The 25,072-nt window shown below is 60.0% G+C and carries 20 protein-coding genes and 1 pseudogene; 9 read left to right on the top strand and 12 right to left on the bottom strand.

Annotation, left to right across the window (positions count from 1 at the left end; all coding sequences use genetic code 11):
• A partial coding sequence (locus tag Enr8_RS19595; RefSeq protein WP_222434911.1) for an integrase core domain-containing protein occupies positions 1–273 on the top strand: 273 nt, incomplete at its 5' end.
• Between the two features lie 309 nt (positions 274–582).
• Here Enr8_RS19595 and Enr8_RS19590 read toward each other — a convergent pair.
• The gene (locus tag Enr8_RS19590) at positions 583–885 is read right to left on the bottom strand and encodes a hypothetical protein (RefSeq protein WP_146434729.1); all 303 of its coding nucleotides are present in this window, start codon (positions 883–885) and stop codon (positions 583–585) included.
• 269 nt (positions 886–1,154) lie between these two features.
• On the opposite strand from Enr8_RS19590, the pseudogene Enr8_RS19585 reads away from it, so the two are divergent.
• From Enr8_RS19585 to Enr8_RS19570, 4 genes and pseudogenes are all read left to right on the top strand, one after another.
• A pseudogene (locus Enr8_RS19585) lies at positions 1,155–1,520 on the top strand (transposase); the annotation flags it as partial.
• A gap of 516 nt (positions 1,521–2,036) precedes the next feature.
• Positions 2,037–3,179, top strand: a complete 1,143-nt coding sequence (locus tag Enr8_RS19580; protein WP_146434725.1) for a hypothetical protein — start codon at positions 2,037–2,039, stop codon at positions 3,177–3,179.
• Positions 3,180–3,261: 82 nt separating this feature from the next.
• Positions 3,262–4,425 carry a transporter gene (locus Enr8_RS19575; RefSeq protein WP_186767752.1) on the top strand — a complete coding sequence of 388 codons (1,164 nt, stop codon included), beginning with the start codon at positions 3,262–3,264 and terminating at the stop codon, positions 4,423–4,425.
• A gap of 29 nt (positions 4,426–4,454) precedes the next feature.
• The gene (locus tag Enr8_RS19570) at positions 4,455–5,174 is read left to right on the top strand and encodes a C39 family peptidase (RefSeq protein ID WP_146434721.1); all 720 of its coding nucleotides are present in this window, start codon (positions 4,455–4,457) and stop codon (positions 5,172–5,174) included.
• 205 nt (positions 5,175–5,379) lie between these two features.
• On the opposite strand, the gene Enr8_RS19565 is transcribed toward Enr8_RS19570, so the two are convergent.
• Entirely contained in the window at positions 5,380–5,787 is a 408-nt protein-coding gene (locus tag Enr8_RS19565; protein ID WP_146434719.1) for a hypothetical protein, read from the bottom strand.
• 531 nt (positions 5,788–6,318) lie between these two features.
• Positions 6,319–8,421 (bottom strand): peroxidase family protein, encoded by a 2,103-nt coding sequence (locus Enr8_RS19560; RefSeq protein ID WP_186767751.1) that lies wholly within the window; start codon positions 8,419–8,421, stop codon positions 6,319–6,321.
• A gap of 267 nt (positions 8,422–8,688) precedes the next feature.
• Here Enr8_RS19560 and Enr8_RS19555 point away from each other — a divergent pair, with 267 nt between their 5' ends.
• Entirely contained in the window at positions 8,689–8,970 is a 282-nt protein-coding gene (locus Enr8_RS19555) for a hypothetical protein (RefSeq protein ID WP_146434717.1), read from the top strand.
• 65 nt (positions 8,971–9,035) lie between these two features.
• On the opposite strand, the gene Enr8_RS19550 is transcribed toward Enr8_RS19555, so the two are convergent.
• From Enr8_RS19550 to Enr8_RS19535, 4 genes are read right to left on the bottom strand one after another with little or no spacing between them, the layout of a single operon-like run.
• Positions 9,036–10,112, bottom strand: a complete 1,077-nt coding sequence (locus Enr8_RS19550) for an ATP-binding protein (RefSeq protein ID WP_146434714.1) — start codon at positions 10,110–10,112, stop codon at positions 9,036–9,038.
• Between the two features lie 4 nt (positions 10,113–10,116).
• Positions 10,117–10,575: a glycine cleavage system protein H gene (locus tag Enr8_RS19545; protein ID WP_146434712.1), complete on the bottom strand. Its 459-nt coding sequence runs from the start codon at positions 10,573–10,575 to the stop codon at positions 10,117–10,119.
• The gene (locus tag Enr8_RS19540; RefSeq protein WP_146434710.1) at positions 10,572–11,882 is read right to left on the bottom strand and encodes a coproporphyrinogen-III oxidase family protein; all 1,311 of its coding nucleotides are present in this window, start codon (positions 11,880–11,882) and stop codon (positions 10,572–10,574) included. The genes Enr8_RS19545 and Enr8_RS19540 overlap by 4 nt, the downstream gene beginning before the upstream one ends.
• Before the next feature lie 46 nt (positions 11,883–11,928).
• Positions 11,929–13,035 carry an outer membrane protein assembly factor BamB family protein gene (locus Enr8_RS19535; RefSeq protein WP_146434708.1) on the bottom strand — a complete coding sequence of 369 codons (1,107 nt, stop codon included), beginning with the start codon at positions 13,033–13,035 and terminating at the stop codon, positions 11,929–11,931.
• A gap of 251 nt (positions 13,036–13,286) precedes the next feature.
• Between Enr8_RS19535 and Enr8_RS19530 the strand changes: the two genes are divergently transcribed.
• On the top strand, positions 13,287–14,825 hold the full coding sequence (locus tag Enr8_RS19530) for a YcjF family protein (protein WP_146434706.1): 1,539 nt from the start codon (positions 13,287–13,289) through the stop codon (positions 14,823–14,825).
• Positions 14,815–16,182 carry a GTP-binding protein gene (locus Enr8_RS19525; protein ID WP_146434704.1) on the top strand — a complete coding sequence of 456 codons (1,368 nt, stop codon included), beginning with the start codon at positions 14,815–14,817 and terminating at the stop codon, positions 16,180–16,182. The genes Enr8_RS19530 and Enr8_RS19525 overlap by 11 nt, the downstream gene beginning before the upstream one ends.
• Positions 16,183–16,225: 43 nt before the next feature.
• Here Enr8_RS19525 and Enr8_RS19520 read toward each other — a convergent pair whose 3' ends face one another.
• The 3 genes from Enr8_RS19520 to serC all read right to left on the bottom strand — a co-directional run bounded on the left by Enr8_RS19520 (position 16,226) and on the right by serC (position 19,972).
• Positions 16,226–16,933: a metal-dependent hydrolase gene (locus tag Enr8_RS19520; RefSeq protein ID WP_146434702.1), complete on the bottom strand. Its 708-nt coding sequence runs from the start codon at positions 16,931–16,933 to the stop codon at positions 16,226–16,228.
• A gap of 248 nt (positions 16,934–17,181) precedes the next feature.
• A complete protein-coding gene (gene serA, locus Enr8_RS19515; RefSeq protein ID WP_146434700.1) occupies positions 17,182–18,804 on the bottom strand; it encodes a phosphoglycerate dehydrogenase in 1,623 nt (540 codons plus the stop codon).
• Positions 18,805–18,859: 55 nt separating this feature from the next.
• On the bottom strand, positions 18,860–19,972 hold the full coding sequence (gene serC, locus Enr8_RS19510; RefSeq protein WP_146434698.1) for a 3-phosphoserine/phosphohydroxythreonine transaminase: 1,113 nt from the start codon (positions 19,970–19,972) through the stop codon (positions 18,860–18,862).
• Between the two features lie 296 nt (positions 19,973–20,268).
• On the opposite strand from serC, the gene Enr8_RS19505 reads away from it, so the two are divergent.
• Positions 20,269–20,994 (top strand): SDR family oxidoreductase, encoded by a 726-nt coding sequence (locus Enr8_RS19505; RefSeq protein ID WP_146434696.1) that lies wholly within the window; start codon positions 20,269–20,271, stop codon positions 20,992–20,994.
• A 293-nt stretch (positions 20,995–21,287) separates the two neighbouring features.
• Here the strand turns inward: Enr8_RS19505 and Enr8_RS19500 are convergent, their stop codons facing one another.
• Complete coding sequence (locus tag Enr8_RS19500; RefSeq protein ID WP_146434694.1) at positions 21,288–22,733, bottom strand: sugar porter family MFS transporter; 1,446 nt, start codon at positions 22,731–22,733, stop codon at positions 21,288–21,290.
• Positions 22,734–22,822: 89 nt separating this feature from the next.
• The gene (locus Enr8_RS19495; RefSeq protein ID WP_186767750.1) at positions 22,823–24,871 is read right to left on the bottom strand and encodes a WD40 repeat domain-containing protein; all 2,049 of its coding nucleotides are present in this window, start codon (positions 24,869–24,871) and stop codon (positions 22,823–22,825) included.
• Between the last annotated feature and the right edge of the window lie 201 nt (positions 24,872–25,072).

The raw sequence follows: 25,072 nt of genomic DNA, 5'->3' as shown, positions 1-25,072 counted from the left end.
CGAGGAGGCCAGTACGCAGGGAAGCGGTTCCGATCGCTGCTGCGCCGCGCGTCGATTCGGCAAAGCATGAGCCGGGCCGCCGACTGCTACGACAACGCATTCATGGAATCTTGCTTCGGAACGATCATGACGGAACTGGAAATGACCGAATACGAGGATGTGGGCGTTGGGGCGCGCGAGTTGGTAGAGTACTTTCGCTACTACAACTGCGACCGAAAGCACTCCAGAACTGCGACCGAAAGCACTCCAGCCTCGGCTACCAAACGCCAGTGAAATTCGAGAACAATCAGCCGGGCCGAAAATAAGCCCTCGGCGCGCCTCCATTTCGGGCACCACCTCACCGAAGCATTTCGACGTGCTGCATCAGGATTACCGAGATGACGATTCAAGAATTCACACAACTGGAAAACGTATTGAGAGAACGATTCGCCACTGTGGACATTCGGTCGGATCAGTGCGACACGATTCGTTTGATATCGCCCTCGATCACAGCGGGTTGTTCGTACTCAGATGGCCATTACCATGCAAAGGTCATATCACTGGAACTGGAAAGTGACCTTGACTTTGAAACTAAGCTGTTGGCTACCTTAGACGAATCGACTCCCGGTAAATTGGCAGATTCACTAGCGGAGTTCTTTGGAAACTGAATGGGTACGCTTTTGTGGAAAAAACTACGCCTTCGGCTTTTTGCATCACGATCTTCGCAGGCTGAGCCGGTTTGAATGGCTTGAAGCGTGCCGGTTCAGCAGGCTTCCACGGCTTGAACACCGGCACGGCTGCTGGCAATGGCTTGGGCTTCTGCTTCAAGCTCTTGTTGAACGCTGAATCCTTCGGCAATGGATTCGCTGGCGACATCCCCTTGAGCCTGCCATCGCTGCCCAGCAACAGCCCTTCCTGTTGCTTCTGCCGTTCTCTGAGCCATTCGGGACGGGGGTCTTAAGGGCCCGCGTTGCGAATTTGCCCCCCGTCCCAATACCGTTCGGCACGCCATTTGCGCATTCAAATTAATTCCATTTCGCCGTGCCACAATGGCAGGGCGAAGCTTGGTTTCAACCTTGTGAATGCAGTGGCATTTTATCGTGCGGAAGTCTTCTGCGTGTCAGAAAAGGTGTCAGGACTCTTTTTCCTCCGCCAGCACATGATACCCTGCTGTCGTGGGTAGGCCAAAGCGAGCAGACGAAGCCGGCGGCATTTATCATGCCTTGAATCGAGGCAACTCTCGGGCGGCGATCTTCGATACGCCGGACGATTTCGATGCGTTCGAGCGTATTTTGGCCGAGGGGCTGTCGCGGTACCCGTGTCAAATTTTAGCCTACCAACTGATGCCCAACCATTGGCATTTGGTCGTCCGCCCCACCGCTGACGGCGGCATGAGCGACTTGCTGCGGTGGGTCACCCTGACGCACACGATGCGCCGACACGCGCACTGCCACACTTCCGGCGAAGGGCACATCTATCAAGGGCGGTTCAAGAGTTTTCCGGTGCAAGACGACCGGCACTTTCTGGTCGTATGTCGTTATGTCGAACGCAATGCCCGGCAGGCTGGCCTGGTAACTTTGGCCGAAGACTGGAAATGGGGATCGCTCGCCCGGGTACCGTCCGTCAAGTTGCGCTCTTTTGATTTTCAGCCTGGCTCTGGAAAATTGTCGTCCTCGTGCTCCTCCAGTTCGTGCAGGCGGTCCATGTCGAGGTAGCGCCTTGTACCCCAGAGCGCCCCGGCTTCCCTGAGTCGTTCTCTCGCACCCTTGCGGCCAACCGCCTCTTCCGACTAGCCCGGCTCTAACGAATCCCCCGCTTGCACCGATGGCGACGGTTGTGGGTGCTGGCGGTCTATTCTTTGATCGCAACCCCACTGACGTCCGATCCTGAGAACACAACTCTACGTGTTGTGCACGCTAGCACGCGATTGACGCTAGCACGGCATGGACGGGACGAAACGGCTGGGCTGGCGCTTTTGGCGTCGGTGGGTGGTCGAACGTTCGTTTTGAGCATGGACAAGCTCACCGGCTGAAACGGTGGCTGAAAGGATTTCCGCGATGAAAATGCGTCACCGGCTTGTTGCGATGGCGGTCGTACTGATGGCCTCCTCGACATCGTTCGCCCAATCGGACGATGTTTTCCGTTCGGTCTACTGGGAACAAGAGCCGCGGCTGTTGCCGGTGGCGTTTGAGAACTCGGATGGCATGGCGAGCGCCAGCGATCACTACCAGACCGACCAGTACCAAACGGCATGTGGGCCGGCGTGCGGGTGCTGCCGCTCGGGCTGGCGGGTGGGCGTCGAAGCGACCTTTTTGGCGCCGTCGGGCGGCAATCAGGCAGGGTGGACGTTCGCCAATGCGACCACGCCGGTCACTAATAGCTTTGCGACCAGCGACTATGGCATTGGCGGGCTGACGCCGGCGCCGCGGATTTGGGCCAGCTACGTTTGCGACAGCGGCTGGGGCGTGCAGTTCCGCTACTGGGAACTGAACTCCAGCTCGAACTACAACGACCCGTTCTTCGTCGTCGGCGATACGTTCGGTTACGCCTCCGGCACGAATCTGGAAATGTACGCGTTTGACCTGGAAGCGGTCAAAGAGTTTTGCGTTTGCGACTGGAACATGGTCGGGACGTTCGGTTATCGCCATGCGATGCGCGACACCAACGAAACGATCGGGTTTAACGGCATCATCGCTCGGCCGGGCGGCTTGGGTGGCGGCAACGACATCTTCGCCGGAACCGCCTCGGGGATCGCCAACTTTGAAGGGGATGGCCTGACGTTTTCGCTCTCGGGCTATCGCTGCAGCGATTGCTGCTGGGGTCTGCAGTGGTTCTGGAACGCCCGGGGCTCGGTCCTGTTTGGCGACACGTACGTCGGCGCTCTGACGCATGCCCAGTTGATCAGCCCCAGCGGCAACGCCACGCAAACCAACGGCGGTTTCGCCGGCAGCAGCGATTCGATTTTTGTCGCGGAGTTTCAACTTGGCGCCCAGTGGAGCGCCCCGCTGAAGTGCATCGGCGGGCGGTTCTTCGTTCGCGGGGCGTTTGAGTATCAAAACTGGGGCGAAATGGGAGGAGCGGCTGGCGCCACTTCGACCGTCGGCGAACTGAATGTGGGTGAACTGACGATGAACGCGTTGGCGCCGTCCGATTCGCTCGACCTGGTTGGTTTCGCCTTCTCGACCGGCATCGTTTGGTAACGCGGCGCTTAGGACGCAGATAAGGTTCCTCAAGATGGAAGTCTACAAGCCGATGAAGCGCGTTTCCCGAAGGATCGAAACGATGACGCGAGCCTGCGTAACCTGTCGCCGCCGAAGCTGGTCTGCCGGGCGGTTGCCCGCGGCGCTGCTGGCCATCGCCTTTGCGGCGATGGGAATGGCCTCGGCCGCCGAAGCGCAGTGGGACTATCGTGCGCCGGAGCGTTTGCACCAGGACGAGCCGTTGTTTGTGCATGACTCTTCGCTGGTCTGGAAATACGGTAATGGCACGATCATGCCGGTGACGGCGCTACAGGACGACGCGGCGCCGCTGCCTCCGCCGCCGATTCCGATGACGCCGGAAAGCGGCAAGGTCGAACTGGTTAAGCCGCTGGTCAGCCAAGAGCAAGAGTATGGCGAGCCGCTGGAAGATTTCAACGTGCAGTTTCTGCGGACGGCCAGCGTGCTGCTGACGCCGGGGCAGTGGCAGATGGATGTGGGGTTGGTTTACGCGAAGGCGGACTATGACTTTCCGATCGAGGTCAGTCCTTCCGGCGTGGCGCGGGCCGACCTAAAACGTCGCTCGCTGTTTGTGCCGTTCGCTTTGCGGTATGGACTTTCGGACCGGGTGCAACTGTCGGGCAGCTTGCCGGTGGGTTGGGCGAGTCAAGAGTTTTCGTCGGTAGGGCGTTTCGATCAGACGAGCGACAACGGCGGTATCGGCGACCTGGAACTGGGGGTCAATCTGCTGTGCCGCGAAGGTTGCTATGGGTATTCGCCCGATGTGATTTTGAGCTTCGGCCTGACCGCCCCGACCGGCGACGCCGAGTATGCGGTCAACGGGCTAACGCAAGCGACGCTGGCCAACGGCGTCTGGGCGCCTTCCGCGCAGTTGCTGTTTATCCAACGCTACGATCCGATCATCTATTTCTATGGACTCGGTTATCGCTATCAGGCCGAGCGGGAATTCGACAACCAGAACGTTTTCTACGGTCACCAGTTTACGTACAACCTGGGCGTTGGTTTTGCGGTGAATGATCGCATCACGCTGAGCGCCTCGTTTTTGGGGCTGTTTCAAACCGAAACGCAGATCAACGGACTCGGCGTGCCGGGCTCGATGCGGGAACTGCTGCGATTGCGATTTGCGGCGACCAATTATCGCTGCGGCAGAATCGTGGAACCGTTCGCCGAAATCGGCATGACCGAAGACGCCGCCGATTCGGTAATCGGCGTCGTTTGGACGTACTAAACGCCGGAGAAAGCCTGTTGAGTTACGCCATGCTGAAAACTCGGATTCTTTCGGTCTTCGCCCTGGTCGTCGTGATGACGATCGCGACTTCAGCAGATGCCCAGACGCGATCGCAGTTTGGGCCGCCAGTACGCTCGCGCGACAACAACATCCAGGCCTACGCCAGAACCTGGACCGCAATCCGCGATCAGAACATCGTCAAGCAGCAGCGCGACTTTTCGTGCGGAGCGGCGGCGTTGGCGACGATTTGCCGCTACTACTGGGGCGATCCGGTCACCGAAAACCAGATATTGGGGGTCGTTGAGAAGAACCTGACGCGGGACGAGCTGAAGGAACGGTTTGAGAACGGCCTGGCGATTTCCGACTTGCGTCTGGCGGCGGTGAAGCTGGGTTACCTGTCGACGATCGGGCGTCTGGATATCGAGAAACTGGCGGAAGCGAAAGTTCCGCTGATTGTGGCGATTCGCCTGGAAGAGACGAATCACTTTGTCGTGGTGCGGGGAGTGGCCAACGGCTGGGTCTTCCTGGCCGATCCTGCTCGCGGCAACCTGCGGATCCCTCAGTTCGAGTTTGAGCGGATCTGGATCGAGAACGCCGTGCTGGTGGTGGCGAAAAAAGGGAAAGCGAAGTCGGACGTTTCGCAGTTGGAAGTGCGGCACGAAGAGATGGCCCGCGGTTGGGTCGATGACCAGATCATTCGCACGTTCCCCGAGAAGCCGTTCCGGATCCCGTTTCCCGCTTATCCATAGCAGTCCGTTGATTTTCTCGACGGACTGCGTGATCGCATGGATGCGAGCCGCGAAGAGCTACGCTCTGAGCCTGGCGAGGTTGGAAAATGCCACGATGGCATTTTTCAACAGGCAGATAGTCGGCGCTTCGGTAACAAGAAATAGAAAGAGGCCGCATCCGGTTCGATGCGGCCTCTCTTTTTTGATTGGCTGACGCGTCGATCGCTTAGCGACCGGCGAAGGCCCACGAGCTGCCGGTGGCGTAGGTGCCCAGGCTGATCGTGTTGCTGAAGACCGGGATGTTCAGCGGACCGGTAACCGTTTGGTTGTACGTGAAACCGGTTTGGCTGGTGTTGCCGCCAGCGGCGAAATCAACGCCACGGCCAAAGTCGCCGGCAGCGTAGCCGGTGGTCTGCGTGCTACGCAGGAAGTTCGAGGTGCCAGAGCCGAAAGCGATGGCGAAGGTGCCGCGAACGCTCTTGCCTTCTTCGTCGCTCATCACTTCCAGACCCGACAGGCCCATCGAGGCGAGCGTGGCATTGTCAACGTTGCCATTCGGTTCAGCGGCGCTAGCGCTGGAAACCAAGGCGAACGAAGTGAGGGTGACCGCGACCAGGCAAATTAAAGTCTTCATCTTGTGTTTCTCCATCGAAACAAATTTGGGGAGGATTCAGGCACGGTCCCATCGCCGGAGACCCCCCTGAATAACGAGGTTAGTTGTCCAAGTACCCCGATTGTAATTACGGGCTGGATGTCTCGGTGTGGTAAAATACGGTAAATGGAAAGAATTAGTGGATTGCGTTGTTTGAGGCGAGTGGAGAGTCGCACCGCGAGTGGAACCGCTGGCGGAGTAGAGGATCGCCTAAGGTCTCTTATGGAAACGCTTTAGCGCCGCGCAGTAGGGCGGTCAGCAGAGCAGTCGGACGCCGTGCCAAGGAGCCGTTCGAGAGCTGGCGAAGGGCATCGAAGCCGGGAATCTGGACCGCCAGATCGGCTCTGATCGGCGGCTATTGCGCGAAGTACGCAGTCATGATGCAAATTATCACCGGTAATTACGACTCCGGATCGAAGCCAAACACGCGCAGTTCCTGCTCGTAGACGCATTAAAAAAGCACGCCCCGAAGAACTCAGGGCGTGCTCACGTCGTTGACGACTTGTCAGCAAACTAGCGGCCGGCTCTGGGGCGGTTCTGGTCGCTCAAGTCGCTGGCCAGGTCGTCGATCAGTTCCCCCATCGGATCGAGGAGCGTTTCATCGGCGAACAAGCGTTCGCGTGGCGGTTGCCGGCGATCGTCGCGGCGCGGTTGGTCGCGTCGATCGCGGGGACGGTCGTTGTCACCAGGGCGGGGTGGCGTCTGGGGGCCGAAGTCGACGTTGCGGATCGCCTCGCCGCCGACCGAGATCAGCACATCCTGGGTTTGCGTCACCGGGCCCGTTGGCGTCAGCAGCAAGGCCTGGATCTGGTAGTCGCCCGTTTCCAGGAAGTTGTCAAAGTGGTAGTTGCCGCGGCGATCAGTCGTCGCTTCGGCGATTACTTCTCCTTCGTCATCCAACAGCTGCACCGTTGCGCCAGGCAATCCTCGCGGACGGTCACGGCGGCCATCCTGTTGACCGTCGGCCAGAACCGTTCCGCTGACCGTCGCCGACATGAAGAAGACGTTTTCCTGCAGATTATCGATCACCGTGTTCCGCTGAATGATGTCGGAGAGCGAGGTCCGCTCGATACGGTCGACGTCTTGGGCTGAGAAGATGTTCTCGTACCAGAAGCGATCGCCGTCACGCAAGCGAGTGAACTGTTCGACCAGAATCGCCTGAGTCGTTTCGCCGACGCTGCCGCCGGGCACGTGATCTTCGGCCAAGGCGCCGACCCACAAGTCGATGTTGTCGACCGTGCCGTACAGTTCTTCCAGCGATTGCTGCAGTTCGGGATCGGAGGTGATCTCGGCGAAGCTGGTTACCCGCGGTAGACCATACGCTTCTCGGACCGAGTTATAGTCGGCGATGCCATGATCACGACCACGCTGGATGTTGAGCGACGCCAGGTCGAGCCCGCCGCTGCCGGGAGGGCCGAACAGGAAGTTGCGAACGCTATCGACGATCTGCGTATCGACTTCCTGTGACTGCGACGAGGCGGCGTATTTCAGCAGCGAGTCGATGCCATGCTGTTGCACGAGCGCCGGATTGAAGAACGCCTCGGCGAGGGTCACCTCGTCCGCAACTGCGCGGCCGTCGTTGCCGAAGAACTCGATATCGTCGTTGAGTAGACTATGCCCCATCCGGTAGCCGGCCGTGGCAAACTCGTTGCTGATCTGCGGATTGATTGTCGAATCGTAGCCCGCGTAGTCAGGCAACACGCCTTCGCCGAGCAGGGCAGGGAGGAACTCGTTAAACGTGATCGACTGGATCTCAGCGATCACGATCGAGCGAGCCTGCTGGTAGATCTCTTCGTCGGACAACGCAGGATTCTCGGCCCCGATTCGCTCGGCCCAGAAGTTGTGCTCGCGCACGAACAACGTTTGCAGCGCGGTTAACTCGATGTTCTCGTTGGCCCGGATGTCGCCGGCCGCAAAGAATCCTTGGTCGTCGATCGGCAGCAAGTCGCCGTCGCTGGTCAATAACTTGCCTCCCTCGAAGCTGCGCAGGCTATCGGCGACTTCCTGCGTCGAGCCATAAACCTGCGAGCCGTCGATGAAGGCGGTGATCGAGTTGAATTGCTCCCGCGGATTGTCGACGCTGTCGCCGGTCGCTGGGTCAAACAGCGAACGGAAGAACGAGATCACATCGTCGCCGCTGGCGTCCGGATCAAAGTAAGGATCGCCGGTCGGAACGGCGATGCCGACCGCCTCGGCGTCTCCCCCTTCGGTCAAGTCAATATCATGATCGAGGAACTGGCCCCAGACATAAATGAAGGCGGAAAGTTGGCGCTCGTTGCCGACCGAGTCGGGATCTTGGGCGGCCAACGCATTGCTGATCTCGCGAGCGCTGGGGCGATCTTCACCTGCTAGTGAAGAGATGCCGTCGCCATAATCGGCCGCGGCGACGCGGACGAAATTTTCGCCGACGCTGCCATACTCGGGGTTCTCGACATTGTTGCCGGCGCCGTCGATCGAGCGGACTTCGTCAATCAGCGCGGTCGGAACTGGCGCCGGCGGAGGAAGGGTCGCATCGTCGATCGGGGCGATCGAGAGCGTATCGATCGCAAACAATTCACGCTGCTCGAGCGCTTCCAGATTCGATGGGCGCGTACCGCTAGACAGTTTGCTTCGCATGGGGTTTTTCTCTCTGCTGGGGTGTGACGCCTTGCCCTACTGTTTAGATAGTAGCTGGGCGAAGAGAATCTGTCGCGGAATTTGCGCGGAGAAAATTATCGGGGCATCTTCGCGAGGTGTGTTCCGGCTGTTTTGCGTAGGGTGGTGGAGCAAGCGCACGGGCCTTTGCTACTTCGAAACACGTGATTCGCTTGCGCAACCCACCTTCATTGCCGAACGCATTTCGTGGGTTGCACAAGCGAATGCGTTGGTTGGTGGTAGTAGTGCGTGTTGCGTTGGTTTCACCCACGCTACAAGAAAAGAAGACTAGCCGGCGCCGCAGCGAAGTTCGCCTTCCGTCAGAATGCGGCAACGAAGGCCGCCGTGGAAGGGCGGCAATCTTGGCTTCCCTCAAACACCACGTCGCCGACCGACGACCTGGCGGAGACCGCAACGAAAGCGGAAGGGGGACTCACCAGCGAGGCGTGCGTGATCGAAGAGCAGGCCCGCTTAATCGAGCCGCTGCAGAGTGGCGAGAACCTGTTGAAGAAACCGCACACGCGATGCTGACTGGTTGCCGCATTGAAGACATGCTCATCCGTCGAAGACGCCGTAAGGGCATGGCGCCAGGGAATCTAGATGTCTAGCTCGTCGACGGCGTCGATCAGGTCGTCTAGCTCATCCCGGGCTTCGGCCGGTTTGTCGGCCTGGCGTTTGGGAACGCCTACGGACGAACCGACGGCGTCGCGGCCGGCGAGCATAAGTTGCTCGTCCCGCTCGCGGACGGCGGTGTCGACGGCGTTGGGGTCTTCGGCCGGTTTGCCGAAGAGCTGCGAGAGGTCGATCTTCAGACCGCCATCGGCGACCAGGTCGCTGCCGGCGATCGTTGGCGTTTTATGCTGCGGGAAGATGATGGCGTTTTCGGGACAAACGCGGCTGCACGCGGGGCAACCTTTGCGGCAGTTGTCGGGCTGCTCGACCAGGATCGTATCGATCCCGTCGACCCCATAAACGCCGAACAGGCAGAAGTCGATGCACTCCATGCAGTTGGTGCAGCGGCTGTAGTCGATCACCGGGTACCAGCGACGGCCGCTCGTCTCTTGAATGCGGATCGGCTCATGCGGCGCTGCGGCAGGGGCGCCAACGTAGGTGTCGTTGGTCGGTTGGTCGTGACGCTGTTGTTGCTCCGGCGTTACGACGTTCGTCTTGGGCGGATCGAGCGAGAGCCCCCCCAACTGCACCACTTGCGGCGTCAGTTCGGCGGCGATCCGCTCGATCTCGGCGACGTACTCGTCGACCTTGTCGGTGACCCGCAGGTCTAGGCAATAGATGTAGCGGTTAGAAGCGGGACGCGAATCGACGACGCGCTCTTTTTCGTCGGGCGCGTCGTCATCTTCGAGCTCGTCCAGTTCGTCCTCGTCCGCTTCGTAGGTCAAAAGCGACGTGCCGACTTTGCCATGAATGTTGTTGCGATCGAGCGTCCAGCGGGCGGCCCGCTCGAACATCCACGACAGGATCACCATGTGTCCGCTGATCCCTTCCAGGCAGAGCATGCCGGGTCCGTCCGACTTCAGGTCGTACAGGTGCGGGATGATGGTGACTTCGACGCCAGGATGAAACAGCAGCCGGGCGACGATTTCCTCTTCGAGGTTCCGTTTGGCCGGATTCTGGCTTTGTCCTTGGCTGAGGACGACGGTCAGTTTTTTCGCCATGGGGTTACTCGTTGAGTTGGCCTTTGATGGTGCGCTGCGTCACTTCCCAGACCGCTTCCAGGTGGGTCAGGTATTCTTGGGGCGACATCAGCTGGTCGCCGGGGCCGTCAATCTCGTACAGCCAGCCGGCGCCATACATATCTAGGTTAATCTGCGACGGGTCGTTTAACAGCGCCGGGTTGAGCGTCGTCAGTTGTCCGGCCAGTGGAGCGTACAGGTCGCTTTCGGCCTTGCTGCTTTCGATAAAGCCGATCTCCTGGCTTTCCCGTACTGGACTGGGGGCGTCAACGTTCCACTCTAAAAAGTAAACGTCTTGTAGTAGCCGCACCGCGTAGGCGGTAAAGCCGAAGCGGTAACCGTTTTCTGTCGGCTGGGCCCAGGTATGGTTTTTGGCGTACTGGCGATCGGTCGGAAACTTGGCCTCAAACTTCCCCATCATGAAGAGAAGAGAGTCGTCGCTCATGTATAGCGAACTCCCTGGTGCTTCTCTTCAAAGAACGGCGGCAACAGGCCGTCAGCCCGCAGCAATCCGTCGCGAGTCAGCTCGATCCGGTCGCCGTCGATCTTGGCCATGCCGGTCTCGACGTATTCGTCCCAGATCGGCTTCCACTTGTCGAGGATGTTGACGCCAAACTTGTTCTGGAAGTAATCGACGTCCAGATAACCGCGCTTCAGCAGCAAGATCGTCTCGCGGATTAGCAGCTGCTCTGGCGTCGGACGATAGGCCCGCTTCAGCGGCAGCTGTTTCTTTTCGAGCAGGTCGGTCGTGTAGTCGGCCCACTCGGTCTTGTTCTGATAGTGAACGCCGGAGATGTGACCGAAGCTGGCCACCCCGGTCGCCAACAGGTCGGCGCCGCCGAACAGGTTGTCGCGGTAGCTGAAGCTGACCTTGGTGGGGTCTTTGATCATCGTGTAGGCGCTCGACTGCGAGTAGCCAGCCTTCGCCAGTTCGTCGAAGGCGTAACTGACCCACTCGCGCTTCTGCGGCCAGTCGGCGACCGGCGTCTCGATTTTGTTGCCCAGGATGTCTTGCGAGTAGACGGTGTTGAACGGCAGTTCCATCTGATAGATGGTGACGCTCTCGGGCGACAGCTCAAGCGTCTTGGCGACGCTGTCCTTCCAAGTGTCCCACGTTTCGCCCACCATGCCGGCGATCAGGTCGATGTTGACGTTGGGGAACTGGGCCGCTTCGATCCACTCCCACGCTTTGTAGACTTCTTTGGTCAGGTGAGCGCGGCCGTTGTCTTCCAGGATCTTGTCCGAGAAGTTCTCGATCCCCAGGCTCAACCGGGTGACGCCCATATCGCGGAGCGTCTTGACCTTGGTCTCGCTCAGCGTGCCAGGTTCGCACTCAAAGGTGACCTCTTCGGCCTGGTCCCAGCTGATGCTCTCGCGGAGACGATTCTCCAAACGTTGCAGCTGTTTGGGGCTGAGGAACGAAGGAGTGCCGCCGCCGAAGTAGACGAAGCGGAACGGCCGTCCGCCCATCGCGGCCTGCTGGCTGACCAATTGGATTTCGTCAACCAGCGCCGAGACGTAGGTTTCGACCTCAGACGCATTCTTGTCGGTGTAGACGCGGAAGTAGCAGAACTTGCAGCGTTTGCGGCAGAACGGGACGTGCAGATAGAGACCCAGCGGTACGCCAGGGCGAGGCTCGCTGGCGAGGGCTTGCTTCAAATCGGGAATCGCATCCTCGCTCCATTGGGAGAAAGGAGGATAGTTCGAGATGAAGTAGCTGCCGACCTCGGTTTTGACTGAATCGGTGGCCATGAAACTCCTGCAGGTTAGTCGTGCAAAGTTGCCGCGCGATGTGTTCTTACGGTTTTGTTTTTTGGCCGAAGCAGTAAACGACGCCATCGTCGCTGGCGATCAACAGTTTGTCATCGCTGATCGCAGGGCCGCCGGTAAAGCCGCCCCCTGCTTCGTAGCTCCAGACTTCGGCGCCATCGCTGACGTTCAGTCCGTAGACTTTGCCGTCGCTGGAGCCGAAGTAGACTTTATCGCCGGCGATGACCGGCGAGCTGTCGATTCGGCCGCGGGAAGGAAACGTCCAGAGCTGCTTGCCATTGGTAATGTCGATCGCGGCGACCCGTTTGTTGCGGCCGCCAATGATCGCTTGGTTGTCGGTGACGGCGGCGCTGGCGCGAAACGCCTGACGTCCCCGCTCGTCTTCGTAGGTCCAGCGGACCTTCGCTTGTTTCCAGTCGATGCCATAGACTGTGCCCCCTTCGGTGCCGAAGACGACCAGGTCGCCATGCACCGCCGGGGTGCTGCCGGTGGGAGCGTCGATCTCCACGTCGGTTGCGCTCGTTCCCTTGTCGAGATCAATGATGTGCAGCTTGGCGTCGCAGCCGGCGACAAAACCGCGGTTCTCGACAATCGTCGGCATGCAGCGGATTTGATCAGCGATCTCGTACTTCCAGACCAACTTGCCGTCGGCCGCGGTCAGGCAGTAGAGCGTAGCGTCTTGCGAGCCGATCAGCAGTTTGTCTTGATAAAAGTTGACGCTGCCGTTGATCTCGGCGCCGGTTTCGTACTTCCACAGGATGTCGCCGGTCTTGGCGTCCAGGCAATAAAGCAGGCCGTCCATATCGCCCAGGTAAACCTTGCCATCGCGATAGGCGGGGCTGCCGTAGAAGCCGGTATCTTCGATCACCTTCTTCCACAGCTCTTTACCGTCGGTCAGCGAAAGGGCGTAAACCGCTCCGTCCAGGTCGCCGATATAAACGACATCGTCGACCACCGCCGGGGTTCCCTCGAAGGCGCCTTTTTCGACCGTGTACTTCCAGAGCAGCGACAGGTCGCCGGGAAGCGGTTTGGCGGCGACTCCGCTGGCGACCGGATCACCCCGAAACAGGGGCCAGTCGGCCTGGAGCGGCGCACAGCAAAACGCGATGATCAGCGCAGACAAGATGCGAGGCATGGCGTAAGACGCTCCAGCGGCGGGAAACAAGTGGCGAAGACTGCTTATTCTACCAAAAGCGTGCACTAATGGCACACGCTTGCTAATCGAGGGCCGATTGTAAGGATAAGGCTATCAACCGACCTTGCCGATTTTTGGTGAATTTCCCAACATTCGGGCAAAATTGCCCCGTTACGGACGAACTACTCGGCGGTGTGGCGTAAATTGACGTAATTCCGCTGTTTCCCGCATATCGCAAATGCGGCCCTCCCATGAAGCGATTCCCCCTTCCCAACTCGTTCTGGATCATCGTCACCGTGGTGATAATCGGCGGCGGTCTGATCTATTTGCCGTCGTTGATCGCGTCTTACTATCGCGAAGCGGCCGAATTGGGGGGCGTGGCCCAAGTCGCCTACCTGGTCAGCGTAATCGGCGGAGCGGCCCTGATCATCGGCGCCGCCAGTTGGGTGCTCTACCGACTGGTCCGGGCCAAGCGGCTGAAGTCGCAGCGAAAAGAACGCCGCCAGAAGAATCCTAGCCGACTGTCGGCCGAACAGCGGCGAACCGAATTAAGTGAAAATCTCGCCTCGATCGACGACTTTCAGTCCGAGGCTGGCGAAGATGACCTGGCCGAACAACTCGCCCCGCTGCGCGAAAAGCTAGAGATCAAGCTCGACAATCAGCGGCTCGAAATCGTCGCCTTTGGCACCATCAGCAGCGGCAAGTCGTCGCTGCTGAACGCCTTGGCCGGGCGCAACGCCTTTGCCAGCGAGATCGCCGGCGGCACCACCGTCACCCGCAACGAAATCCCCTGGGCGGGCGATAACCAGGTGATCCTGGTCGATACGCCGGGCCTGGGCGAGGTCGATGGCGAAACCCGGCAGTTGATCGCCGCCGACGCCGCCAAGACGGCCGACATCGTATTGCTGGTGGTCGATGGCCCGCTTCGCGATTCGGAGTTCCGTCTGCTCGAATTGCTGGGCCAGATGGAAAAGCGGGTCATCATCTGCTTCAACAAAGAAGACCTCTACAACGACAGTGACCGGGCCAAGCTACTGCAGCAGATCTCCAAACAGGCCGAAGAGTTCGTTCGCCGCGAAGACATCGTCTCGGTCCGGGCCCGGGTCACCAATCGCCAGCGGGTGCGGATTGCCGTTGACGGCAGTGAAGTGTCGGAAGAAGTGACGGTGCCGGTTTCAATCGAGCCGCTCGCCAATCGGATGATGCAGGTGGTCAAAAAGGATGGCAGCGATCTGCTGCTCGCCAATTTGCTGCTGCAGTCGCGAGGGTTGGTCGATCAGGCGCGGTTGAAAGTGGAGCAAGCCCTCGATCGCCGGGCGAACCAGATCATCACCAAATACATGTGGGGCGTCGGCGGAGCTTCGGCCGCGCTCAGCCCGCTGCCGTTTGTCGATATCGCGGCCGGCGTGGCGATTTCCACCAAGATGGTGGTCGACTTGGCCAAGGTTTACAAACAAGACGTCGATATCGATGTGGCGGTCCAACTGCTGGGACAGTTGGGCAAAAACCTGCTCGGCATTCTGGGGGTCAACATCGCCGTCCCGGCGGTCGCGTCGCTGCTGAAAACGGTTCCCGGGGCGGGTTACCTGGCGGGCGCTGCGTTACACTTGGTGGTCATGGCCTTGATCACCCGCTGGATCGGCAACGTCTTTATGGAATACTTCAAAAACGAGATGCGCGAACCGGAGGGGGGACTCGTCGGCTTGGCCCAGCGCGAGTGGAACCGCGTGACGCAACTCAGCTACCTGCGCCAACTGGTGCAACAGGCCCGCAATCAATATGTCGACTGACAGTACGCCCGAAACGACCGAATCGCACGAGCACGTCGATGACGAGCGGTATCTCGATGCGCTTGCGTCGGTTAAGAAGACGCTTGATCGTTTCCGGGGCTGCTCCGACCAAGAGAAAGACTTGCTTCGCCGCGATCTGCGGCAGATGCAAGAGATGGAGTCGAAGCTGACCACCGGCCGGGTCGAGATCGTCGTCTTTGGCGAAATCAGCACCGGCAAGTCGGCCTTGATCAACGCGCTGGTTGGGCAAGCGGTGACCGAAGTCGACGTCCAGGGAGGTTGGACCCGCGAGATCTGGCATGTGGCGTGGGACGGCTGCGGCTATCGCATCCCAGGCCTGGGAACCAGCGAAGTGGTGCTGATCGACACGCCGGGGATCAACGAAGTCGGCGGCGCCCACCGCGGCGAAATGGCGCAAGAGGCGGCGCGGCGCAGCGACATGCTGCTGTTCGTGACCGATTCCGACCTGAACGAGACCGAGTTCTCGGCGCTGGTCAGTCTCGCTTCGGTCAACAAGCCGATCGTGTTGGTGCTGAACAAGGTCGATCTCTACTCGCCTGATCAGCGGAAGCGTTTGCACGAGGTTCTGTCGCAGCGTCTGGAAGGAATTGTCCAGCCTGAGAACATCGTCGAGACCTCGGCCGATCCGCGTGAAGTCGAATACGTGGTCGAAAAGGCGGATGGCTCCACCACCAGCCAATGGCGGAAACCAAAACCAAACATCGAAGCGCTACAGCTGAAGATGCTGGAAGTGCTGGAGCAGGACGGCTTGGCCCTGCTGGCGCTGAACGCGGCGATGTACTCAGCCGACAAGTCGGACCGGATTGCATCGCTGAAACTAAAGATCCGCAACGATCGGGCGAATCAACACATCTGGGGGTACGCGGTGGTCAAAGCGACGACCGTCGCCTTTAACCCGGCGCCGGTCGCCGACGTGATCGGCGGCGGCGCAGTCGACGTGGCGATGGTCTGGCACCTGGCCCACATCTACGGCATCGAGATGACCTGGGCCAATGCCGAAAAGCTGGTCAAATCGATCATCCAAGCGGCCGGCTGGGTCACGCTGGGCGAACTGACGACCCACGCAATCATGTGGAGCCTGAAGGCGGTGACGCTTGGCTGGGGTTCGGTGCTGACCGTGTTGCCGCAAGGCGCCGCGGCCGGCTACGGCTCGTACGTCGTCGGTCAGGCGGCCAAGTTCTACTTCGAGCATGGCGCCTCGTGGGGAAGCGAAGGACCCAAGTCGGTCGTGCACAAAATTTTGGACAAGACCGACCGCAAGTCGGTGATCCAGGATTTGAAGGACGAGATCTTGAAGAAGCTGCGGATTAATCAGCACGCGACGCCGGGCAAGTAACCTTTGCCTGGGTGCCGTTGCCACGTCTGCTGGTCATTGCATACTAGCCCAGCGTGATCGTTTCGCCCGGCTTGATCACGTGCGGCGTGGCGCTGGTTTCGCTTTTCACCTTTTCGGCCCATGCGGCGGCGTCTTGGGCGATTGGGGGCCAGGTGTCGTAATGGGCGGGGGCGACTTGTTTGGGAGCGATCAATTTGACCGCTTCGACGGCGTCGTCGACGCCCATCGTGAAGTGATCGCCGATCGGGACGACCGCCAGCAAGATGCCTTTGGCGCCGATCAGCTTCATGTCGCTGAACAGATCGGTATCGCAGGCGAAGTAGATCAAGCCTTCGGGGACTTCCAGGATAAACCCAACCGGCGAGCCGCCGTAGGTTCCGTCCGGCAGCGAAGAGCTGTGCACGGCCTGCGTCATCCGGACTGGGCCAGCCGTCGACTGGAAGGTGCCGCCGATGTTCATGCCGACGGCGTTCTCGACTCCCTGGCCGCCGATCCACTGCGCCATTTCGAGAATGGTGACGACCTGGGCACCGGTTCGCTTGGCGATCTCGACAACGTCAAACTTGCCGTCGGCGCGAATGCCGACATGGTCGAAGTGGCCGTGCGACAGCAGAATCACGTCGGCTTCGACTTCGTCCGACTTGATGACGGCGGCTGGGTTCTCGTCAAAGAATGGATCGAGCACGATCTTGTGGCTGCCGGTATCGATCAGCCAGGCGCCATGTCCGTGCCAGGTGAGTTGCGTCGCCATCGGTGGTGTCCCTCCTACGAAATGTCAGTTTCGCATGAGTTTACCACGCGGCCGCCGACCACTAAACACTATCCCGAGACGCGAGCCGAGGGAATGGACGCGCAAGTCTCTGGAAGGGGTTTGCGCCAGGCGTGACAAGGGTGGGAGAGTCGGGCGTTTCGCAAGCGCAATCCGAGTGTTGCGCTTGCGTCCACATTCCCTCGGCTTGCGCCTCGGGGTAGTGAAGAATCGTTTTTCGCCAACCGGTTCTAGCGCAACCAGGTCGGCAGTTCGCCGGCGGCGGGCAGTTCGACAACCCGGGCCGAGACGATGTCGGGGTTTTGCAGCACTTCGTCGACGGCCGCTTGCGGCGGGACGCCGTCCAGGTTCAGCACGCCGACCGCATTGCCCCCAGCGGTGCAGCGTCCGACCGCCATTTGGGCGATGTTAACGCTGTTGCTGCCGAAGATGGTACCGACGCGACCGATGATGCCGGGGACGTCATTGTGGGTGAACAGGAAGAGGGTGCCGTCGAGGTAGGCCTCGAGACGTTGCCCGTCGATCAAGATCAACCGCGGCATGTCGTTGCCGAACAGCGTACCGCCGATCTGCGACGTGCGGCCATCTTCTTCGAGCGTCGCGGTGATCGAGCTGGAGAAGCTGCCCATCTCGGTGCTGCTTTCGCTGGAGATCGTAACGCCCCGTTCGGCCAGCAGCATCTGCGAGTTGATGATGTTGGCGCCACCTTCGTCCATCGCCTTTTCGAGCAGACCGGCACAGAACGAAGCTGTCAGCAGCTTGGCGTCTTTGCCAGCGACTTCGCCGCGGTAGTTCAGCTTGCACGACTTCAGCTTGCCGTCGTGCAGTTGCCCGGCGAGCAAACCGATGCGATAGGCGACGTCCAGGTAACCACGCATCGATTCGAGCGTCTTCGGATCGATCGGCGCGACGTTGACGGCGTGGCGGATTTCGCCCGACTTCAGATGGTTGGTCACCAACTGGACCGCTTCGACGGCGACTTGGGTTTGGGCTTCTTCGGTGCTTGCGCCCAAGTGAGGCGTGCAGACGACGTTTTCCATGCCAAACAGCGGGCTGTCGGTGCAGGGCTCTTCGGCATATACGTCCAGGGCGATCCCGCCGAGCTTGCCGCTCTTCAGGCCTTTGACCAGGGCCGCTTCGTCATAGATGCCGCCACGAGCGCAGTTGATCAAGCGAGCGCCCGGCTTGATGATTTCGAGCGCTTCCTGATCGATCAGGCCCTTCGTTTCCGGCGTCAGCGGGGTGTGCACGGTCAGGTAATCGACCAACGGCAGCATCTCTTTGACCGACGAGTAGAGCTCGATGCCCAGTTCGGCGGCACGTTCCGAACTGATGAACGGATCGAAGCCGATGACCCGCATTTCAAAGGCGAGAGCCCGCTTGGCGAACTCTTGCCCGATGCGGCCCAGACCGACGATGCCGACCGTTTTATCGGCCAACTGGGCGCCCATGTACTTTTTGCGATCCCAGCGACCTTCGACCAGGCTTTGATTGGCCGACGCGACGTTGCGCGATAGGGCCATCATCAGGCAGAAGGCGTGCTCGGCGGTGCTGACCGTGTTGCCGGTCGGCGTGTTCATCACGACGGTCCCCAAGCGGGTCGCCGCGTCTTTATCGATGTTGTCGGTGCCGACGCCAGCCCGGGCGATGCACCGCAGTCGGGTGTTCCCCTCCAGCGACTCGGCCGTGATCTTTACCCCGCTACGACAGATGGCGCCGTCAAATTCGGCCAGCGACTTGCGGAGTTCTTCTCCGGCGAGCTTAAGGCGGACTTCGTACTCGAAGCCTTCCGCTGCGTCGAGCAGCGCCAAGCCTTGAGGCGACAATTCATCGAGAACCAGGATTTTGGGCATGTGCGAAGCCTTCGGTAGCTGAGGGGTGCAAAGTCAGAGGGTAGGGGAGTCGCGACTACTTGTTCTCGTCGGCGAACTGTTGCATGAAATCGGCCAAGCGGCGAACGCCATCGATCGGCATCGCGTTGTAGACCGAGGCGCGAACGCCGCCGACGCTGCGATGCCCCTTCAAGTTGGTCAGGTGCAGTTCTTCGGCCGACTTGAAGAACTTCTTTTCGACATCGGCGTTGGGCAGACGGAAAGTGACGTTCATCAGCGAACGGCTTTCTTGCTCGGCATGGCCGGCATAGAACTCGGCGTTGTTGTCGATCACGTCGTACAGCAGCGACGATTTCTCGCGGTTCAGTTTTTCCATCGCCGCCAGGCCGCCGATCTCTTCTTGCAGCCATTTGGCGACCAGGCCCATCACGTAAATCGCGAAGGTAGGCGGGGTGTTCCACATCGAGTCGGCTTCGGCATGGTTGCGGTACAGCAGATAGCCGGGCAGTTCGGCGTTGCCGCGGGCCAGCAGGTCTTTGCGGATGATGACCATCGTCACGCCGGCCGGGCCTGCGTTCTTTTGAGCACACGCGTAGATCACGCCGTACTTATCGACCGGCAGCGGGCGGCAGAAGATATCGGACGAGCAGTCGACGACGACCGGCACGTCGCCCGTTTCGATCTCGTCGAGGAACTGGACCCCTTCGATCGTTTCGTTGGAGGTCATGTGGACAAACGAGGCGCCCGGGTCGAGCTTCAACTCACTTTGCTTCGGCAGGCGATTGTAGCTGCAATCGGCGCCATCCCACGCGATTTGGACCTTGCCTTCTTTGACCGCTTCTTTCTTGGCATTCTTGCCCCACGAGCCGGTCAGCACGTAGTCAGCCGCTTTTCCTTCTTCGAGCAGGTTCATCGGAACCATCGAGAATTGCAGACGCGATCCCCCCTGCAGGAAGAGAACGTCATGCGTGTCGGGGATGCTCAGCAGGTCGGTGATGCGGGCCTTGGCTTCGGCGGCGATGTCGACGAACGTCGGGCTGCGATGGCTGATTTCCAGGATCGAACTGCCGACGCCCGGCAGGGCAATCAGGTCGCGTTGGACTTGCTGCAGCACCGCTAGCGGTAACACAGCGGGACCGGCCGAGAAGTTGTAAACGCGTTGGACAGCGTCGGAAACCGAGGCGTTCATGCGAGCATTTCCCCTAGGGGCGAGCGGAAAGGAAAAAACAAACCCCGATTTTAAGCGTTTCAGCGCGAGTTGGGTACAGGGCGTCTACCGCCGCCAGTGGGGGCAAATCGGACGAACTTGGAAAAAATCTGCACGCCCTAGCCGGAAACCAACTCGACTGGCGGTCAATTCTCTTCCTTTCCAGAGCGCAGACGGCGGCAGGAAGTTCGCGTAGTTGGTAAGCTATCGACTCTCTGGATCCGCAAGGAACCGAAAATTCGACCCAGTTTTTGATTGAACAGCCCAAAGGAGATGCGATGAGTCTGGCGGATAAATCGGCGTTGGTCGTTGGCGGCGGGACCGGAATTGGCCTGGCGATCGCCCAGGCATTGGCCGAAGCCGGGGCGAAGGTCGGTATCGCCGGTCGCCGGTTTGACGTGCTCGAGCAGGCCTCAGAAACTTCCAAGGCCGAGATTCATTGCCACAGCGTCGACGTTTCGGACCGTAAAAGCGTCTTGGACCTGGTCCAGTGGGCGACGCAAACCCTGGGCAAAGTCGATATCCTGGTCAACGCGGCCGGCGTGAACATCAAGAATCGCTCGATGGAATCGATGACGCCGGAAGACTGGGACCGGGTCATGCAGATCAACACGACCGGCGCCTACAACTTGATGTACGCCGTCTTGCCGCAAATGCGCGAGCGGAAAGATGGCCTGATCATCAACGTCTCGTCGATCGCTGGCAAACGAGCGATCGCGCTGGGCGGAATCGCTTACGCCGCGTCGAAGTTCGCGATGACGGCCCTCGGCACCGCCGCCGGTAACGAAGAAAACAAAAACGGCGTCCGCATCACCAACGTCTACCCGGGCGAAGTCGACACGCCGCTACTGCTGCAACGTCCCAAGCCGGTGACCGAAGAGCATCGCGGCCGCATGCTACAACCCGAAGATTTCAAGGAAGTGGTCCTGGCGATCTGCAATCTGCCGCCGCGGGCTCATGTGGCGGAGATGGTCATCAAGCCGACGTTTCAGGAATACGTCTAAGACGGACGCGGCAAGAGTTGCGTTCACTGATCCCTCGCAACTCGTTTGCGGGGTTCAGGGGCATAACCTGTTCCGTTTTTATGCCCGGGCGGTGGGATCGAAAAGTAGCGCGAGCAGGCCTAGCAGTCCTTTGCGGCAGAGTGTATCGGCAGGAGTTCGGCGGCGATCCCGACCAAGAAGGTCACGAATCCTGCCCAGCTCAAGATTCCTGGGCCACAAAAATCATAGGGAGAGGCTGCCTGCGCCTGGCTGGCTTCGCGCGGCGAATCGTAAGGATTTTCTTCCCCAACCATCTACGGCGTGACCCCCAACTTCCGTTCCATCTCTTCCAGCGGCACCCCCTTCGTCTCGGGAACCATCGTCACGACCCACAATAACTGCAGCACCATCATGACGCAGAAGAAGAGGAAGATGATCATCATGCCGGCGTGGGCGGCGAAGAAGGGGAAGAAGAGCGTGATCAGCGCGGCGAAGATCCAGTGCGTAAAACTGCCGAGCGACTGTCCCATCGCGCGGTAACGATTCGGAAAGATCTCGGAGATCAACACCCAGATGACAGCGCCCTGGCCAACGGCGTGCGCGGCGATGAACAGGTAGAGCCCCACCGCCAGCAAGAAGACTCCTCGCTGTTGGGAGTCGGTCAGTTCGTTCACCGCGGCTTCGCTTTCGTCCAGTCTTACGACCTCGGCGACGACCTCGGCGACGGCATCTGCCGGAGGTTCAGTCGGCACCGGCGGCGCCATGCTCGACGCCCAACTGCAGATCAGTAGCGACGCGATATAGCCAAACGAACCAATCAGCAGCAGCGTCTTGCGGCCGAGTCGATCGATCAGCCAGAGCCCGACAAAGGTAAAGATCAGGTTGATCACGCCAATGCCAATCGAGGTTTGCAACGCGCCTTCGCTCGTTTGTCCGGCCGCCTTGAAGATCCGTGGGGCGAAGTAGAGGATCGCGTTGATGCCGGACATCTGATTGAAGAAGGCGACCAGAAACGCCAGCATGATCGGCGTCATCATGCGAGTCGACCAAAATCCATGCAGCGACTTTTTCTCTTCGTTGGCGGCTGCGGCAATCTCGTCCCCCAGCGTATCAATCTCCGCTTCGCTCCGCTCGGGAGATATCTGCCGCAAGACCTGCAGACCGGCCTCGCGATCTTCCCGCTTGGCGATCAACCACCGCGGGCTCTCGGGCAGGGTAAAGCACATCAGCGTATAGATAACCGCCGGGATCGCTTCTACGCCCAGCATCCATCGCCAGGCGGTATCGCCGATGCCGGCCAGCAGCGCGTTCGACGCATAGGCGATCAAAATGCCAAAGACGATATTGAACTGGAACATCGCCGCCAAGCGGCCGCGTCGCTCCGGCGGAGAAATTTCAGAGATGTAGAGCGGCGCCGCCACCGTCGAGATGCCGACTCCCAACCCACCGATAAACCGGGCGATCATGAACGAATAAACGTCGGTCGCCAGGGCGGACCAGACCGCCGAAATAAAATAGAGGGCGCCGATCGAGAGAAGCGTTTTACGGCGTCCCCAGGCATCGGTCGGCCAACCGCCGATCAGCGAACCAAGCACCGTGCCCCAGAGGGCGGCGCTCATCGCCAGACCATGCGTCAGCTTGTCGAGTTCCCACAGCTTTTCAATCGTTTGTTCGGCGCCGGAGATGACGACGGTATCAAAACCGAACAGGAAACCAGCTAAGGCGGACGTTAGCGACCAATAGAAGAGACGGCTCGTCATGGCATGCGGGGGCTAGACTGACGGGGGTGATCGACGAAGGCGTCATCTTAACAGCAATCTCGCGACAACGCGAAATCCGCAAGCCCCGCTTAGCTGCCCGGCCCCTTGATTGGCCAGATCTTGAACGACCCGTCGGCGGAGATGATCGCAAGCTTGTTGGCCGCCTCGCTTAACTCCACTTGAATTGCCGGTGGGCTGGAATCAAATCGATCGAGCACGCTCTTGGATTCGGTATCCCAGAGGATGGCGCCGGAAGCGGTCGAGGCTCCAATCGCTAAGCGTTCGCGATAGCCAATCGTGATGCTGTGAATCGTCTTGCCGTCTTCTTTCAGGTTGATCGGGTTGGAGCGAAAATCGGCTTGCCATTTTTCCCAAAAGCGGACGCTGCCGTCATCGCTGCAAGTCGCCATCTTGGCGCCGTTGGCCGAAAATGCGATATCGCGAACCTCAGCGTCCGGGTGGGGCTGAAAGTCGGTCAGCTTGCGGATCCGATCGCCGATCACTCCGAGGATGCTGACCTTGCCGTCGGCGAAGCCGAGGACCAGATATCGGCTACTGGGGGCAGTCGCCAGGACGGTCAGCTCGGCGCCAGGATCGGCGCTCGCGACGACCGGCGACTTTTCGTAAGTGGACATGGACGAGTTTCGGAACCGCAGCGTCATGGCCGAACCGCGGGCGTCAGCGACCGCGACGAACTGATCGTTGTAGGCGACGACAACCTTTTGCGCGTCGACATCGACGCTCCAGTTGCCCAGCATCTGCAGTTTTTTGAGATCCCAACAGGCGAGCGGTCGATCGCCGGCGCCCTGGCGAGGACGCAGCGTCATCAGCTTGTCGTCGTAGCCGTAAAACGCACAGTCGAGATAATTGCCCTGGGTCGCTGAAATTACCGCCGCAACCTTCTTGCCTTGCAGATCGTAGACGTAGATTTTGCCGTCGTTATAGATCGCCGCGGCCCATTTTCCGTTTCTCGACATTGTGAAATGGAGAAACCGCTGCTGAGTATCAATTGGCTTGTACGAATCAACCTTAACCGCCGGCAGCCCCCGGCGACTGATCGAAACGGTTGAACCCTGAATGGCGGTCGTCGGCCGCGCGATCGTCTCGGTCGGCAAGTCGGCCGAGATCGACGGCGACGCGGGGCGCGTCTCTTGTGCCGGGGGAGTCGTGCCCGGCGTGCCGGTGTATTTGGTGGCGCTGTTGGGTTGTAGCGCATTGATTTTTGTCCCAATCTCTTTGATGGCGACGCCGATTAGGTTTCGGCCTCTCGGAGAGTCGATCGTCATCGCGATCAGACGTCCCTCGCTATCGAACCAGGGACTGCCTGGTTGGGTCAGGTCGGCGTCGGCGTTGGTCGAGATTTCGTCATACTTCTCCGACACGCCATAGTATTTGGCGAGACTCCGCGGCTTGGAGGTGACCGCTTGGGCGACGACGCGCTGCGGAGAAAAAGGAAATCCGCGGGCGTCAAAGCACAGAAACGAGTTCCCTTGCTGCGCTGGCGTGCGTCGATGCGCCAGCGTCGAGTCGACGGTGACCGCTTCTAGTTCGTATCCATGCGTATCGATAGCGATCGGGGCAATTTCATCCGCCTGCGAGCGCGTGTCGTCGAAGTGCCCCAAGACCCGCGTCTTTTGCCGGTTGCAGAACTCGACTTCGCCGGCGATGGCGTCTTCCAGCAAGCTGGCTGCCGTCAGAACCACGCCGGACGATCGGACGACGACGCCGGCGCCTTGCACGACTTCCCCATTTCGTTTGGTCATCGAAACTCGCACGACGACCGGTTCGAGCGTCGGCGCCAATTTGTCGATCGCGATCGATTTGCCAATCAGCGGCTTTGCCGTCTTTGGCGAGGGTGTTGGCGTGCTGGGACGAGTCTTCATCGGCGGAGAGGTGCGCGGCGGCGAAGTCGTGCGCGGAGTCGGCGTTGTTGTGGCGACGCTGGGCGTTTGACGGGCCGCGTCGGCATAGGCGTCGGTCCAGTTCGACTCGAACCCATTTCCCGCTTCTCCGCCATCCTCAGGCGTGGTGACCGCCACGTCTGGTTTGGTCAGCCGTGACTTGCCGCAACCGATCAGGACGCACTGAGCGGCCAGAACCAGTGCGATCAGCGGCAGCGATAGGCGTACAGGCGGCATAGCGTGATCGATCCTCGGGCGACGGTTTGCTGTTCGGTAATCCCTACTATAACTGACGCCCTGGGGCCCGCCAAAGTGCGGTCTGCGGCTCAAAAATTCTAGAGATTCTCCGTAGCGGCGAATCTGGTAAATTGAAAGAACCAGGGCGGCCGCAATGACGCGCTCCGCCGGATGCTGGAACTGGTACACGTCGAACACGGA

It is taken from the genome of Blastopirellula retiformator (assembly GCF_007859755.1).
Taxonomy (GTDB): domain Bacteria; phylum Planctomycetota; class Planctomycetia; order Pirellulales; family Pirellulaceae; genus Blastopirellula; species Blastopirellula retiformator.
The sequence above is the reverse complement of the archived record's forward strand: the minus strand, read 5'-3'. Positions and strand labels throughout refer to the sequence as shown.

Coding starts and splice junctions, on each gene's coding strand:
- Enr8_RS19580 (WP_146434725.1), top strand. CDS start 2,037: ATGAAAATGCGTCACCGGCTTGTTGCGATGGCGGTCGTACTGATGGCC.
- Enr8_RS19575 (WP_186767752.1), top strand. CDS start 3,262: ATGACGCGAGCCTGCGTAACCTGTCGCCGCCGAAGCTGGTCTGCCGGG.
- Enr8_RS19570 (WP_146434721.1), top strand. CDS start 4,455: ATGCTGAAAACTCGGATTCTTTCGGTCTTCGCCCTGGTCGTCGTGATG.
- Enr8_RS19565 (WP_146434719.1), bottom strand. CDS start 5,787: ATGAAGACTTTAATTTGCCTGGTCGCGGTCACCCTCACTTCGTTCGCC.
- Enr8_RS19560 (WP_186767751.1), bottom strand. CDS start 8,421: ATGCGAAGCAAACTGTCTAGCGGTACGCGCCCATCGAATCTGGAAGCG.
- Enr8_RS19550 (WP_146434714.1), bottom strand. CDS start 10,112: ATGGCGAAAAAACTGACCGTCGTCCTCAGCCAAGGACAAAGCCAGAAT.
- Enr8_RS19545 (WP_146434712.1), bottom strand. CDS start 10,575: ATGAGCGACGACTCTCTTCTCTTCATGATGGGGAAGTTTGAGGCCAAG.
- Enr8_RS19540 (WP_146434710.1), bottom strand. CDS start 11,882: ATGGCCACCGATTCAGTCAAAACCGAGGTCGGCAGCTACTTCATCTCG.
- Enr8_RS19535 (WP_146434708.1), bottom strand. CDS start 13,035: ATGCCTCGCATCTTGTCTGCGCTGATCATCGCGTTTTGCTGTGCGCCG.
- Enr8_RS19530 (WP_146434706.1), top strand. CDS start 13,287: ATGAAGCGATTCCCCCTTCCCAACTCGTTCTGGATCATCGTCACCGTG.
- Enr8_RS19525 (WP_146434704.1), top strand. CDS start 14,815: ATGTCGACTGACAGTACGCCCGAAACGACCGAATCGCACGAGCACGTC.
- Enr8_RS19520 (WP_146434702.1), bottom strand. CDS start 16,933: ATGGCGACGCAACTCACCTGGCACGGACATGGCGCCTGGCTGATCGAT.
- serA (WP_146434700.1), bottom strand. CDS start 18,804: ATGCCCAAAATCCTGGTTCTCGATGAATTGTCGCCTCAAGGCTTGGCG.
- serC (WP_146434698.1), bottom strand. CDS start 19,972: ATGAACGCCTCGGTTTCCGACGCTGTCCAACGCGTTTACAACTTCTCG.
- Enr8_RS19505 (WP_146434696.1), top strand. CDS start 20,269: ATGAGTCTGGCGGATAAATCGGCGTTGGTCGTTGGCGGCGGGACCGGA.
- Enr8_RS19500 (WP_146434694.1), bottom strand. CDS start 22,733: ATGACGAGCCGTCTCTTCTATTGGTCGCTAACGTCCGCCTTAGCTGGT.
- Enr8_RS19495 (WP_186767750.1), bottom strand. CDS start 24,871: ATGCCGCCTGTACGCCTATCGCTGCCGCTGATCGCACTGGTTCTGGCC.